Here is a 13,731-nt window from a genome sequence, read left to right as displayed (position 1 = left end):
CGATAATTGTACCTTAAAGCCCGTCTACTAAGAATGTTATTAGGCTAAATGGGGTTGTTTATGTCCAAAAAGCTCACTTTAAGGTCGAATTGTTCAGCAATTTTTTCACCCAAGGCCTTCACGCCATAGCGTTCAGTGGCGTGATGGCCTGCTCCAATATAAGCCGTGTTGGTTTCTTGGGCGTAATGGTAGGTGGGTTCTGAGGCTTCACCACTAATGTAAAGGTCTACATTGGCATCAATGGCATCGGCCATAAAACCTTGCGCACCACCTGTACACCACGCGAGACTACGTATAATTTGCTGTGCGTTTCCTACAACAAGCGGTTCACGTTGTAACTGTGTAGCAATATCTTTTGCGACTTGCTCTAAGGTTTTAGGCGTTTCTAAATAACCGGTTTGTATAAGATTGCCTGGTCCAATGCCGAGAGGGTTGCCATCAGCATCTATATCTTGAGTAAAGCCTAAAAGCTTTGCTAGTTGACTGTTATTGCCTACTACCGGATGTGCGTCTAAAGGTAAGTGATAAGCAAAAATATTAAGATTGTGTTTAAGAGCAAAGGCAAGACGCTTTTTTTTCATACCACGAATACGCTGGTCTTCATTTTTCCAAAACCAACCATGATGTACCAGCACTGTGTCTGCTCCGAGCTCTACTGCAGCCTCTAAGAGCGCTTGGGATGCGGTAACGCCTGTGACTATGTGTCTGACGGTAGAGGTTCCCTCTACCTGTAAGCCATTAGGGCTATAGTCTTTAAATTGATGGCTGTTTAAATAGTCATCTAACCAAGACAAAAGCTGAGTAGAAGAAATAGAAGGTATGCTCATGAAAATAATAATAAAAAGAGAATAGGGTGAGTACTGATTGTTTAGAATTAAAGTATATGCCACTCTCTATAAGTATGCTATTTAATGAGAAAGGAGGGGGCTTGTGGAAACAATAAATCCAGTACCTAGAAGACACTTTGCAATCCAAAGTCAAAGACCCATTGAAGCAAAAGAATGGATGCGGCGTGTTAATGGCCCCCATCAGTTAACAGTAAATAGTCTGCATGCTCTTGATTTTAAACATCAGGGTACGGAGGTAGGTCACGTGGCTACTGGGTATATTAAATATTCTACAGAGGTAACCATCAGCGCGCAAAATCTAAAGCAAAGTTACTGTATCGGTATTCCCTTAAAAGGTGATCAGCTTATAAGTTGTGAGCAGCAGCAATTTGTTTCCACACCAGAAGTAGGTGTGGTTTTGTCGCCTGACATGTCTTTTTCTATGACCTTATCTGAGGATTGTGAAAAAAGAATGTTGCGAATTTCTCGGTTTGCGCTTGAAGAGTGTGTGCGTCAGTTATTACACAGGCCTTTAGAAAAACCTCTCATTTTTGATCCCATGATGGATTTTTCAGGTCCTGTTAAAGCATGGTTTGAGTTGTTTCAGCAGTTACAACCCTTATTGGACTGTCCTCAAAGCTTAATAGGCCAACAAAAATTGTGGCAGCCCTTAGAGCAAGCGCTTATTAAAAGTTTGCTCTATATGCAGTCCCATAACTATTCAGAGCAATTATTAGATCCTCAAGATCGTCCTAAGTATTTGGCAGTTTTAGAAAAGAAGATGAGAATTTCCTTGATGGAAAAACTTAGTTTGAGTGATTTAGAGAAAATAGCAGGTGTCTCTAGGGAAAGGCTTTATAGAGATTTTCACACCTATTATCAGATGTCACCTATGGCTTATTTTAAAGCGCTCAAGTTAGAGGAAGTACGTAAACGTTTATTACAAGCCAGACCTAATGAAAAAATTTCAGCTATTGCTTTGGATTATGGGTTTAGCCAACTAGGTCGATTTTCTCAAGATTATAAAGCGCGTTATCAAGAGTTGCCCTCCCAAACCCTAGCTCGTGTTTTGAATTGAAAAAATATGCATAGTGAAAGTAGAAAACATGCATATTCTCTTCGGACAAGATAATACAGAATAAGAATAAATACATCTAGAGGAGATAACAATGCAAAATGAAAATCAACAGAAAGAGCATTTTTGGAATGTTCTTGGTCATGAATACACCCCACGTATAGATACTGAAGATTGTTATGCTTGGGTAGCTTTTGATCCTTCAGGTACTTTTGTGCCTCCCCACAGCCACGGCGATCAAGATGAACATATATATGTTCTAGAGGGTGAGTACGAGCTCTTTATGGACGGTAAATGGTCTACTGTTCAAGCGGGTGATAGCGTGTGTTGGCCTCAAGGGTCTGTGCATGGTTATAGAGTCTGTGAAACTAAAGGGCCGGGTAGAGCGCTGTTCTGGGTGAGTCCAGCTGGGCAGTTATCCACTCTTTTTGAGGAATTGCATGAAGTTAAAGACCCTCAAGAAGTGGTAGAGCTTTCGCTAGTGCGAGATATTTTCTTTGCTGAGCCTGAGAAAGTTCCCGATTTCTTTGCTCGAATTTAAACAGAAATTCAAATAATTCAATAATTAATTTTTTAAGTGATTAATGATGATGGTGGAAGCAAAAATAATTAAATATGGTGATGCCAATGAACAGTTTTTTGAATGGTATGCAGAAAGCTCCACCACATCACCGAAAGGACTCATTGTGCTGGTGCATGGTGGTTTTTGGCGCCAAGCCCATAAATTAGAGCAAATGCACCCTTTAGCTGCTTATTTTTTACAACATGGTTATGCAGTCGCAAATATTGAATACAGGCGTGCTGATTGTGGTGGTGCTTGGCCGGTGATTATTCAAGATGTAAAACAGGCTTTTACTCAAATACGGCAGTATGCAGCCCAACAAGGCATTAAAACCCCTTTGACGGGCATAGGCCATTCAGTAGGCGGGCAATTAGTGCTTTTAGCTGCAGAATTACAAGATTTGGTAGTGGCTTTAGCACCTGTAACAGACGTAAAACGCACTCATGAAGAAGGTTTAGGTGAAAATGCGGCACAGGCTTTTTTTGGCGAGATTACAGAAGGTGTGAATCAGCAAGCTTCACCGATTCATCAAGATTCCTTAGCATCAACGATATTAGTAATACATGGGATAGAGGATCAGCGCGTTCCTTTAGCTCATTCAGATGATTTTGTACAAACAAGAAAAGCTAAAAATGAAAAGGTAGAGTATTGGAAGATTGAGGATTTAGATCACTTTTTTATTATCAATCCCCAGTGTGAAATATGGCCACGATTTCTGGCTTATATGGATAAATAAATAATTAAAAAATAGTTTTTCTATTTATTATCAGCGACTTAATCATTAAGTCGCTTTTTTTATGCCTATGTCTTCAAAACCTGAAAAAAGACATAGTGAAAGTCAAAAAAGTGTATAGAAGCCTAGCTTTAATTTAAGTATTGTAAATAAAACAAAGACATACATACATACATAAATGAAAAAATCCCATAAATGAGGAGACAGACTATGAAGCAAATTAAAGGCATGCGTGCTATTACATTAGGTACAGGTGGTGGTCCCATTGTTTCAGCAACCCGAGCAGGGACATCCACCGCAATTTGTGTGGATGATGCCACCTATATTGTGGATTGCGGAATGGGGAGCATTCGTAATTATCGTCGTCATCTAGGTTGGGAAAGTTTACGAGGTATTTTTTTAACTCATCATCACTCAGATCACATTTATGATTTAGGTTCTTATTTGCTCACGGGGTGGCAAGTGCCGGGGGAGTCATTCGAACATGAGGTGCAAGTGTATGGGCCTGCTAAGCCTGAGAAAATACCCGCCTTGAGTGAGGCGCATTTAGCGGAAGTGAGTTGCTGCGTGGCTGGCCATGCTATGACAGGTACCAAAGAGATTGTGCACGCCTTAATTGATAAGGTATATGCCTCAGATATTGTTATACGTATGGCGGATGAAGGTAGGGCAAGTCCGTATAACTGGATAAAGGCACATGATATTGAAGTACCTGTTCATGCAGGTGCAGACCCTATTCATGCGCGTCATCCCACCATGGATCCTTTTGTGATTTATGAAGATGAAAAAGTGACAGTGAGTGCCATTTTAGTAGATCATCGTTTGTGTTATCCGGCTTTTGGTTTTAGGTTTGACTCAAAATATGGTTCTATTGTGGTTTCTGGTGATACCACTTATTCCGAGAACTGTATACGCTTAGCGCAAGGGGCAGATATTTTGCTCCATGAAGTCATAGATTTAGAAGCAATCTTAAGTACCTTACCTGCAGGTCCTACTCGCGAGGGAATCGCTATTCACTTAGAAGAATCGCATACCTCTTATGAAGTGGTAGGGAAAGTAGCGGCTAAAGCTCGGGTGAAGCAGCTAGTTTTACACCATATTGTGCCTAATGTTCCTTTTGCGGCTGATTTAGTGAAGATGCAGAATACGGCGGAACGAGATTTTTCGGGCGAGGTAAATATAGCAGAAGATAATGATGTTTTTGTCATTAAGCCTCGAACTAAACAGGAAACTGAGCTCGAAGAAGTTAAAGAGATTGAAGAAATTCGACAAAAAGAGGTGATGCTATGAATACCATTACCGTAGATCGGATAGAGAAAAAACCGAAGATTTCTTTTTTGGATAAGCACCGTGCTTGGATCATTGTGGGTATGTTGGTTATTTTTCAAATGGTCAATTTTGCAGACAAGGCGGTTTTAGGTTTAGTTGCAGAACCAGCTATGCGAGAACTGGGTCTTTCAGCCAGTCAGTTTGGTTTTATAGGGGGGGCTTTTTTCTTTTTGTTTGCTATAACCGCTATTTTAGTTGGATTTTTAGCAGGATATATACCTTCACGCTGGATTATTTTAAGCATGGGGTTAGCGTGGGCAGTCTTGCAGTTTCCCATGTTGCTGGGTGGTGGTGTGACTATGCTTTTAGTGACACGTATTATTTTGGGAGCAGCTGAAGGTCCAGCTACCCCCATATCTTTGCAACATGCCCAAGGGTGGTTTCCTGCCACTGATAGGGCTCTGCCTAGTAGTTGGGTAGCAATGGGGTCTACGATGGGCCCCTTAGTGGCGGCTCCTGTACTAGCTTGGATTATTGCTCACCCTGAGTGGGGTTGGCGTTGGGCCTTTGGTTTTTTAGGTATGGTGGGTTTAGTGTGGAGCATACTTTGGTTAATAGTATGTAAAGAAGGTCCTTACAGTGCTCATGGGCAAAAAACCACACGCCAAAGAGCCGCAGCAGCGGTGGAAAAAAAATCAGTGTCAAACTCCAACGTAGATTCAAAAGATGAGTCATTATCTACTTTGAGTAATTATTTACCAGACGTAAAGCTATTAGCGTTATTGCGATCTCCGACTTTTTTAGTTGCAACCTTTGCGGGTGCTGGTTGCTTTTGGGCGCAAGGTTTTTTAACAACGTGGTCTCCTAAGTATTTAAAGTCAGTGGTGGAGCTTTCTCCTGAAATGATCGGTTTGATTTCTACTCTGCCTTGGCTAATGGGAGCTATGACCTTATTTTTACTCGGGTGGGTATCTAGGTTTGTTATGCGCCGCGGTATTTCAGTGCGTTGGGGGTTAGCCTCTTTATTTAGTGTGACTTTGGCGCTTTCAGGTTTTTTCTTTGCTTTGCTGCCTTCAGTTACGGGTTATACAGCAGTGTTATGTTTAACTGTAGCGGCAGGCTTGGCCTTAATCTTTCCTCTGGCACCTACCTTGGTGGCATATTCAGTAGGTGCACGACAACGTGCGGCAGTGATGGCAATGGTAACGGGTTTAGCGTCTTTTGGTGGAGTAGTCGCCCCCATTATGGTGGGCTATTTGATGCAAAATGCCGGTTTTACCGCTAATATTGATCTGAGTTCAATAGCTGCTAAATCAGCTTTAGCAACTGGCATGAATAGCGCATTTTGGTTTATTGGCATCTACTTAATGACATTAGGAGCATTAAGTTTTATGTGCTTAAACCCAGATGCATTGTTAAAAAACTTACATACAGAAGAATCAAATAACTTAAACTCTTAAAGTGAAGCGATTACTAGCGTTAATAAACGCTACAGTTAAAAAAAGAAGCAGTAAAAACTGCTTCTTTTTTATTTAGGTCTATTTATTGATTTGTGGCGTGTATGACGTAATTAATAATCGCTTCACGTTGAGACTCATCAAGACTGTCCGCAAAAGAAGGCATAGCACCCATGCCTTCCATCATGGTTTTACGAATACGATCCGCATCAGGCTGTAATTCGTCCAAGTTAGGCCCAATGGTGCCTGTAGTACCTGCGTCATCTAGAGTATGACAAACAGAACAAGCTATGGGCTGTGCACCACCTATAAATAGCGTTTTTCCTATTTCTAGCTCTGCAGCATCGGAAGAAGCCAATGCGGTAGCGCTAGTAACTGCAATAGCTAAAGAAAAAGCGAATGTTGTAACTAGTTTCTGCATGATGTTTCTTAAGCCACCGTAATCGTTAACATGTGATCATCCCAGCTATTGTTTAGGTAGCCGCGGTTATTTTCCATACGGTCTTTAGGCTGAGTGTCACCTGCTTTATTAGTAGCGCGACTAGTAATATCATAGGTGCCAGCTTTCAAGTCTGTGGACAGTACAAATTGACGCCAAGCGAAAGGACCTAAATCTGGACCAATAAACTCGGCTTTTTGCCAGTTTTTACCGCCATCTGTAGAAACTTCTACGCCTGTTACCTCAGACGTGCCGCCCATGGCTAAGCCTTGAATTTGCACCTTACCGGCTTTGATTTTGTCGTTTTCGCTGCCAGGGTAAGTGACCCAAGATTTAACGGGCATTTCCCAAGCGGAGGCGTGCTCGGTTGGATCACCTTTTTCACCAAGAGGCGCTAAGCGGTAGCTGGACTGTTGAATATTGGCCGCAGACTGATCTTCGGTAAAGGCTAAACGTTTCACGTATTTGATGTTATTCACACCCGTGTAACCCGGCACCACCATACGTAATGGACCACCGTGTGCTAAAGGAATGGGTTCACCGTTAATTTCCCAAGCTAACAGAGCATTTTCTACGGCTTCTAGAGGTACGGAACGCTCTACTTGAATCATGTTAGGGTCTAAACCATCAGGAATGGGTTCACCACCGGTACTCGTCATGTATTTAGCGGAGCTATCCATGCCTCCTACGTGATCTAATACATCTTTAACGGGTACACCGGTAAAGACTACACAGCCAGCTGCTCCTACAGACCATTGCGTGCCACTGGGCTTAGAAGGAAAGAAGGCACGGCCATTACCGGAGCACTGCAACACCATAGCCACTGAAGTCATACCAAGTGTTTTTAACTCAGCCACACTGAGAGTGGCGGGCTTTTTAACGCCTTCGATTTGCAGCTCCCAGGCATCAGGATCTGCAACAATGTCTTCGCTAGGTGGAGTGATGTTATTACGCACAAAAAGACGGTCTAGTGGAGTAATAACACCGCTACCAAAAGCAGAGCGTTTGGTTTCCATAGTATTAGCACTATGAATAATTAAGCTATCTGCATTTTTCCATTTAGCGTAGTCTGGTAATAATTTAGCTGCGTCGCTGCTGTCTTTGGTGGTGTCTGCAAGGGCTTTAGCTGCCGGGGTTAAGGCTCCAAGTGCCCCTACCGAAGCTAGACCGATGGCACCGCCTGTAGTGGTGAGTAAGCTGCGTCGTGATAAATTAATTGGTTTCATATGTCACCTAGTGTGTAGTTTTTAATATTTGTTTGTTTTAAATCAAAGTATAAAACGAAATAAGTATATCTTAAAGGTGATGTAACTTTAGTATATAACGCTTTAAAATTCATGACATTGCACATTTATAGAAAGTGTTAGGCTACGCAAGAGTAGATAATTTACAGGAAAAAAATGATGGTGAATAAAGAAAGTAAACAATTTATTGAACGTGGTGAAACTTTATTAAATGATAGTGAGCTAAATAGAGCGACCGCGTTTTCTATTGCTGATCGAGAAAAATACGGCTTATTGGGTCTATTACCGGAAAAAGTAGAAACAGAAGAGGAACGATTACAACGTGTGTCTAGCCAGATTGAGGCCAAGAATAGCGACTTAGAACGTTATGAATACTTATCGGCTTTGCATGATAATGACGAAACACTTTACTTCAAAACGTTAATGAGCGATCCAGCCCGTTTTATGCCCTTGGTTTATACACCCACAGTGGGTGAAGCTTGCCAAAAATTTGACCATATTTTTAGCCGTCCACGTGGTCTTTATTTACCTATTACTCGTCAAGATCAATTAGAAGAAATGCTGGGTAATTGGGTAGAAGACGATGTGCGTGTGATTGTGGTCACCGATGGCGAGCGTATTTTAGGTTTAGGTGATCAAGGTATTGGTGGTATGGGCATTCCTATAGGGAAACTGTCTTTATACACGGCATGTGCCGGTGTGCCGCCGCAAGTGACCTTACCTATTACCCTAGATGTGGGGACGAATAACCAAGATCTTCTCAATGATCCCTTATATTTAGGGCTAAAGCAGCCGCGTGTTACCGGCCAAGCCTACGATGACTTTATTGCTGCGTTTGTGGCCGCAGTGCAAAAGGTTTTTCCTTTGGCCTGTATACAGTTTGAAGACTTTGCTTTTGCGCATGCTTCTCCTATTTTGGCGAAATACCGCGATGAAGTGTGCTGTTTTAATGATGATATTCAAGGTACAGCATCTGTAGCTTTGGCAGGTATTACCGCCGCCTTACGCATTACTAAGGAAAAACTTACTGATCAGCGCTTCTTGTTTTTTGGTGCAGGGACGGCGGGCACAGGAATTGCCGGTTTATTAGTCAAAGCTATGGTGATGCAGGGGTTAAGTGAAGCAGAGGCATTAGAGCGTTGCTGGTTCTACGATATACATGGGTTATTACAATCAGAGCGTACGGATTTAGCAGACTTTCAACAGCCCTTTGCCCATAAACATGCTCCGGTTGATGATTTTGTAGCTGCAATCAATAGCATCAAACCTACCGCTATTATTGGAGTCTCCACGGTCGGTAAGGCGTTTAATCAACAAGTGATTGAAGCTATGGCAGCTATTAATGAGCGTCCTATTATCTTCCCGTACTCTAACCCTACTGATCATTCAGAGTGTACCGCCGAAGAGGCTTATACTTGGTCTGAAGGCCGTGCAGTGTTTGCTAGTGGTAGTCCTTTCCCACCTGTGCATTATAAAGGCCAATTGTTTATCCCCGGGCAAGGGAATAACGTATATATATTCCCAGCCATGGGCATGGCCATTTATGCTACCGCCGCTACGCGAGTGACAGATGAAATGTTTATCTTGGCAGCACAGGCGTTATCTGAGCAGGTCACAGAGAAGTACTTAGAGGTGGGCTTAATTTATCCACCACAAAAAGACATTTTAGCTGTTTCTCTACAGGTGGCAGCCAAGGTAGCAGAGTATATATTTGATAATGGCCTTGCCCGCGTAGAGCGTCCTGCCGATATAGTAGCGTATATACAGGAAAAAACTTACACGCCTGAATATACTGAGATGTAATTTATGATTCATACTATATTAACGGCACTAGGGCCCATTGTGGTGGGCCTTAGTGTGGGCTGGATATGTGGTGCCTTTGGTTACTTTAAACGTGATACTGCTCAGGTGTTCGCCGATTTTGTTGTGAAAATTGCCCTGCCTTTTGCATTATTTTTGGCAGCAGCCACCGCCTCACCTAAAGTACTGTTTAATGCTGACTATGCTTTAGCATTAGCGGTGGGGTTAATCGCCACTTTTGTGGTGGGTTTTGGTGCCAGCCTTTGGGTATTTAAGCATGAGCGTCGTGATGCGGCTATGCAGGCTTTATCAGCATCTTTCCCAGATATGGCCTATTGTGGGCCGCCCGTACTTTTAGCTGTGGTGGGCTCATCTGGCTTGATTGCCATGGTAATTGGGAATCTCATTTATACCGTAGTGGTGTTGCCTATTACGATGGTCTTAGTCGCACCAAAAGACCATCAAGGGCAAGGAAGCATGCTAAAAACGGTATTAAAGCCTATTTTGCAGCCTTTAGTAATTTTACCTATTTTGGGCGCGATACTAGCTATAACAGGTGTTAAATTGCCTGAGATTGCTCAAAACTCTATAGATGAGCTAGGTAAAACAGCGGGTGGAGTAGCGTTGTTTTTCTTAGGGTTGCTGCTGTCTGGTATTAAGTTTCAAATCAATAAAGAAATTGTATTTAATGTGTTTGTTAAAAACATTCTTCAAGGTGCTTTAATACTGGGTGCCGGCTTAGCGCTGGGCTTAGAAGGTGGCATCTTACAAGCGGCATTTATTATTGGTATTTTGCCTACTGCCACTGCTGTGCCGGCATTAGCGATTAGCAACAATGTTTATACAGAAACAGCAGCAGGTACTGTGTTGTTAAGTACTCTGCTGTCTTTAGTGACTATTACCACCGGTATTTATATAGCTGAAATGTTGGCTTAGTGAGTTAACTAGGCTTTAGTTTCTGTTTCGGCATCTATATCAGTAGGTAGGGGTTTTTTGAGCATATTAGCGCAGATAATCCCTACCTCATAGAGTAAGCATAAGGGGCCAGCTAAGAGAAACTGGCTGATCACATCAGGAGGAGTGATAATCGCAGCAATCACAAAAGCAGCCACAATCACATAACCACGAATTTCACGCAGTTTTTTAACTGTGGTCATCCCTGTTTTAACTAATAAGACTACCGCAATAGGCACTTCAAATGTTACGCCGAATGCAATAAACATAGTCATGACAAAGTTGAGGTACGCTTCTATATCAGGTGCAGGCGTAATAGACTCAGGCGCAAAGGTGGCGATGAAGCTAAATACGGTTTTAAACACCACAAAATAGCTAAAAGCCATACCCAGAATAAATAGCAAGGTGCTAGAGAATATTAAAGGCAGAGCTAAGCGTTTTTCATGGATATAGAGCCCCGGGGCTATAAAAGACCACGCTTGATACAACACCATAGGCAGCGCAATCACAAATGATGTTAAAAGAGTGACTTTCACGGGCACCATAAAAGGCGTAATCACCCCCGTAGCAATCATGCGCGTACCCTGTGGCAAAGATGCCAACATGGGTTGCGCTAAAAAGTCATAGATAACAGACGGCCCAGGGTAAATAAATAAGACAATAAAAACAGCTAACACACTGATTACAGCTCTGAGTAAACGAGTGCGTAGTTCAACCAGATGTGAGATGAACGTATCGTTAATTGGGGTGTTGCTCATTGTTTTTTACCGTCTAGGCTATGGCTATCAGACTCAATTTTTGGCTGTGTCTCAGAATTGGGTTCAGGTTCAGATTTAGGTTCAGACTCTGCTTGGCCACTTGTGGGAGTGCTGCTTTCAGCTAGCGACTTGGCTGCTTTTTCGGTCTCTTTGCCTAGGTTATTTACGGCATCCCGTGCTTCAGCAAGTGGGTCTTTAATTTGATCACCAAATTTATTCACGGACTGCTTGATGGATGAAGACGCTTCTTCCATTTGTTTTTTTATGTCGCTGATTTCTTCAATGTCCATTTCGCGTTGGATATCGCTTTTGACGTCATTCATATAGCGTTGCGCGCGGCCGAACATATGTCCAACCGTGCGAGCAACACGTGGCAAACGCTCTGGGCCAAGCACAATGAGCGCCACTATGCCTATAAATAGGAGTTCGCTAAAGCTTATATCAAACATAAGCGTTAGCTGCTAGAGGAGTCTTGTTTTTCTTTAGCTTGTACATCAACGGTTTTTTCGTCGGGTACTTGCTTAGGGGGTAAATCATCTTCAGACTGAGCGTCATTAATGCCTTTTTTGAAGCCTTTGACAGCACCGCCCAAGTCTTCACCTATATTACGTAATTTTTTTGTACCAAAAACTAGTGCAACAATAACAAGTACAACTAGCCAATGCCAAATACTAAAGCTACCCATGGTGGGCCTCCATTATGCAACTGCGGTTGCGGTTTTTTTCCAAGGGCGTGGGCCCCCAATAATATGTAAATGCAAATGATCAACTTCTTGACCGCCATCTTGGCCGCTATTAATTACTAATCTGTAGCCGCCTTTGGCACCCGGTCTGCAGCCATTTTCAGTGGCTATTTTAGGTACTAAACTCATCATCCTACCTAGCCATGGCGCATCGTCTGCGGTGACGTTTTGCATAGAGACGATATGATGCTTTGGTATCAATAAAAGATGAACCGGTGCCACGGGATTAATGTCTTTAAAAGCGAGAAAGTCATCATCCTCATAAACTTTAGTGGAGGGGATACTACCCTCAATGATTTTACAAAATAAGCAGTCTTGACTCATGTTTATTTATCCATTGTGCCATATTAGGAGCTAGGCCGGCTTGCTTTTTCTACTAAGCCTGACACACCTTGGCGTTTGGCTAGCTCGGCAAACACCTCAGTAGGGTCTACGCCATAATACGTTAATGCTACCAATGAGTGAAACCAGAGATCAGCCGTTTCATTAATTATAGATTGATGATCTTCGTCTTTGGCTGCCATCACGAGTTCTGTGGCTTCCTCACCAATTTTTTTCAAAAAAGCATCGGGGCCTTTGGCGTATAACTTAGCTACATAAGAGCTATCTGGGTCACCACCCGCCTTAGGGAGACGAGATTTTAAGGTGGCAACTAGCTCGGTTAAAACTAAATCAGCATTCATTATGGTGTATTTTTGTAAATAGAGCGTGGATCTTTCAAAATAGGCTCGGATTCTTCCCAAGTGGGTGCGGTACCCGTGGTGTTTAGGCGCTGATAAAAACAACTATTACGGCCAGTATGGCAAGCAATGTCACCGTGTTGTTCTACCGTTAATAAAATTACATCAGCATCACAATCTAAGTGAATATCTTTCACAGATTGATAGTGCCCAGATTCTTCGCCTTTACGCCATAAGCGTTGGCGGGAGCGGGACCAATATACTGCGCGTTTAGTGGTAACCGTCTCCATTAAGGCTTCGGGATTCATCCACGCTACCATCAAGACTTTGTCTGTTTTGTGGTCTTGAGCAATAGCAGGTATGAGATCATTATCATCAAAATGGATAGAATCTAACCATTCAAGTGCAATCATAATACCTTAATACCTTGCTTGGCTAAAAAATCTTTGGCTTCAGCAATAGTGTGCTCACCATAATGGAAAATACTAGCAGCTAATACGCCAGCCGCTTTACCTTTGATGGCGCCATCGGCTAAGTCTTGTAAGCTGCCCACACCGCCTGAGGCAATAACCGGAATACTTACGGCGTCGGACACTGCACGGGTGAGCTCTAAATCAAACCCAGACTTCGTCCCGTCTTTATCCATGCTGGTAACTAAGAGTTCCCCCGCTCCTAGGCTTTCAGCGCGTTGAGCCCACTCTATGGCGTCTATACCTGCAGCACGTTTACCGCCATGGGTTAAGACTTCCCACGTCTTGGGCTCACCTTCTGCTGAGCTTAAGCGGGCATCAATAGCAATAATAATGCTGTGTTTACCAAATTTTTCACTGGCCTCCCGTATTAGATCAGGGTTTGATAAGGCGGCGCTATTGATGGAAACACGACTTGCACCTGCGTCTATAAGACGCTGCACATCAGATACTTCACGTACTCCACCGCCTACAGTGAGAGGGATAGAGATACTTTTTGCTACTTTGGTGATAATAGGCAAGATTAAATCACGATTTTCAGTGGTAGCAGTGATGTCTAAAAGGGTGAGTTCGTCTGCCCCTTGTTCATCATAACGACGGGCAATTTCAACAGGGTCTCCGGCGTCGACTAAGTCAACGAAGTTAACCCCTTTTACTACGCGACCCGCAGTAACGTCTAAACAAGGAATAATACGGCAGATTTGGTCTGTGTTCATGGTTT

General features: G+C 42.9%; 17 protein-coding genes. 7 read left to right on the top strand and 10 right to left on the bottom strand.

Going from position 1 to position 13,731, the window contains the following annotated elements:
* Nucleotides 1–44 precede the first annotated feature (44 nt).
* Nucleotides 45–821 carry a Nif3-like dinuclear metal center hexameric protein gene (locus AC2UZJ_RS05850; RefSeq protein WP_486949278.1) on the bottom strand — a complete coding sequence of 259 codons (777 nt, stop codon included), beginning with the start codon at nucleotides 819–821 and terminating at the stop codon, nucleotides 45–47.
* 109 nt (nucleotides 822–930) lie between these two features.
* Between AC2UZJ_RS05850 and AC2UZJ_RS05845 the strand changes: the two genes are divergently transcribed.
* From AC2UZJ_RS05845 to AC2UZJ_RS05825, 5 genes are all read left to right on the top strand, one after another.
* Nucleotides 931–1,905 carry an AraC family transcriptional regulator gene (locus AC2UZJ_RS05845; protein WP_486949184.1) on the top strand — a complete coding sequence of 325 codons (975 nt, stop codon included), beginning with the start codon at nucleotides 931–933 and terminating at the stop codon, nucleotides 1,903–1,905.
* 91 nt (nucleotides 1,906–1,996) lie between these two features.
* A complete protein-coding gene (locus AC2UZJ_RS05840; protein ID WP_486949183.1) occupies nucleotides 1,997–2,443 on the top strand; it encodes a cupin domain-containing protein in 447 nt (148 codons plus the stop codon).
* Between the two features lie 43 nt (nucleotides 2,444–2,486).
* The gene (locus tag AC2UZJ_RS05835; RefSeq protein ID WP_486949182.1) at nucleotides 2,487–3,200 is read left to right on the top strand and encodes an alpha/beta hydrolase family protein; all 714 of its coding nucleotides are present in this window, start codon (nucleotides 2,487–2,489) and stop codon (nucleotides 3,198–3,200) included.
* A 207-nt stretch (nucleotides 3,201–3,407) separates the two neighbouring features.
* Complete coding sequence (locus tag AC2UZJ_RS05830; RefSeq protein ID WP_486949181.1) at nucleotides 3,408–4,487, top strand: MBL fold metallo-hydrolase; 1,080 nt, start codon at nucleotides 3,408–3,410, stop codon at nucleotides 4,485–4,487.
* Nucleotides 4,484–5,926, top strand: a complete 1,443-nt coding sequence (locus tag AC2UZJ_RS05825) for an MFS transporter (protein ID WP_486949180.1) — start codon at nucleotides 4,484–4,486, stop codon at nucleotides 5,924–5,926. The genes AC2UZJ_RS05830 and AC2UZJ_RS05825 overlap by 4 nt, the downstream gene beginning before the upstream one ends.
* Before the next feature lie 82 nt (nucleotides 5,927–6,008).
* Here AC2UZJ_RS05825 and sorU read toward each other — a convergent pair whose 3' ends face one another.
* Together sorU and sorT are read right to left on the bottom strand one after the other, a co-directional pair.
* Entirely contained in the window at nucleotides 6,009–6,344 is a 336-nt protein-coding gene (gene sorU, locus AC2UZJ_RS05820; RefSeq protein WP_486949179.1) for a SorU family sulfite dehydrogenase c-type cytochrome subunit, read from the bottom strand.
* Nucleotides 6,345–6,352: 8 nt separating this feature from the next.
* On the bottom strand, nucleotides 6,353–7,588 hold the full coding sequence (gene sorT, locus AC2UZJ_RS05815; protein WP_486949178.1) for a SorT family sulfite dehydrogenase catalytic subunit: 1,236 nt from the start codon (nucleotides 7,586–7,588) through the stop codon (nucleotides 6,353–6,355).
* Nucleotides 7,589–7,762: 174 nt separating this feature from the next.
* Between sorT and AC2UZJ_RS05810 the strand changes: the two genes are divergently transcribed.
* Both AC2UZJ_RS05810 and AC2UZJ_RS05805 read left to right on the top strand, forming a co-directional pair.
* Nucleotides 7,763–9,409: an NAD-dependent malic enzyme gene (locus tag AC2UZJ_RS05810; RefSeq protein ID WP_486949177.1), complete on the top strand. Its 1,647-nt coding sequence runs from the start codon at nucleotides 7,763–7,765 to the stop codon at nucleotides 9,407–9,409.
* Nucleotides 9,410–9,412: 3 nt separating this feature from the next.
* A complete protein-coding gene (locus AC2UZJ_RS05805) occupies nucleotides 9,413–10,342 on the top strand; it encodes an AEC family transporter (RefSeq protein ID WP_486949176.1) in 930 nt (309 codons plus the stop codon).
* A gap of 8 nt (nucleotides 10,343–10,350) precedes the next feature.
* On the opposite strand, the gene tatC is transcribed toward AC2UZJ_RS05805, so the two are convergent.
* Genes tatC through hisF form a run of 7 tightly spaced genes read right to left on the bottom strand, consistent with a single transcriptional unit; the run spans nucleotide 10,351 to nucleotide 13,726 of the window.
* The gene (gene tatC / locus AC2UZJ_RS05800; RefSeq protein ID WP_486949175.1) at nucleotides 10,351–11,118 is read right to left on the bottom strand and encodes a twin-arginine translocase subunit TatC; all 768 of its coding nucleotides are present in this window, start codon (nucleotides 11,116–11,118) and stop codon (nucleotides 10,351–10,353) included.
* Entirely contained in the window at nucleotides 11,115–11,567 is a 453-nt protein-coding gene (gene tatB / locus AC2UZJ_RS05795) for a Sec-independent protein translocase protein TatB (protein WP_486949174.1), read from the bottom strand. Before tatB ends, tatC begins: the two co-directional genes overlap by 4 nt.
* A 5-nt stretch (nucleotides 11,568–11,572) precedes the next feature.
* Nucleotides 11,573–11,803, bottom strand: coding sequence for a Sec-independent protein translocase subunit TatA (gene tatA, locus AC2UZJ_RS05790; protein ID WP_486949173.1), 231 nt, complete (start codon nucleotides 11,801–11,803; stop codon nucleotides 11,573–11,575).
* Nucleotides 11,804–11,815: 12 nt separating this feature from the next.
* Complete coding sequence (locus AC2UZJ_RS05785; protein ID WP_486949172.1) at nucleotides 11,816–12,184, bottom strand: histidine triad nucleotide-binding protein; 369 nt, start codon at nucleotides 12,182–12,184, stop codon at nucleotides 11,816–11,818.
* A gap of 23 nt (nucleotides 12,185–12,207) precedes the next feature.
* The gene (locus tag AC2UZJ_RS05780) at nucleotides 12,208–12,543 is read right to left on the bottom strand and encodes a phosphoribosyl-ATP diphosphatase (RefSeq protein WP_486949171.1); all 336 of its coding nucleotides are present in this window, start codon (nucleotides 12,541–12,543) and stop codon (nucleotides 12,208–12,210) included.
* Nucleotides 12,543–12,953: a phosphoribosyl-AMP cyclohydrolase gene (hisI, locus tag AC2UZJ_RS05775; protein ID WP_486949170.1), complete on the bottom strand. Its 411-nt coding sequence runs from the start codon at nucleotides 12,951–12,953 to the stop codon at nucleotides 12,543–12,545. The genes AC2UZJ_RS05780 and hisI overlap by 1 nt, the downstream gene beginning before the upstream one ends.
* Nucleotides 12,950–13,726 carry an imidazole glycerol phosphate synthase subunit HisF gene (gene hisF / locus AC2UZJ_RS05770; RefSeq protein WP_486949169.1) on the bottom strand — a complete coding sequence of 259 codons (777 nt, stop codon included), beginning with the start codon at nucleotides 13,724–13,726 and terminating at the stop codon, nucleotides 12,950–12,952. The genes hisI and hisF overlap by 4 nt, the downstream gene beginning before the upstream one ends.
* Nucleotides 13,727–13,731: the final 5 nt, after the last annotated feature.

The organism is Paenalcaligenes sp. DL 309 (assembly GCF_057475285.1).
Note: the sequence above shows the minus strand (reverse complement) of the source record. Positions and strands in the feature narration are given on the sequence as shown.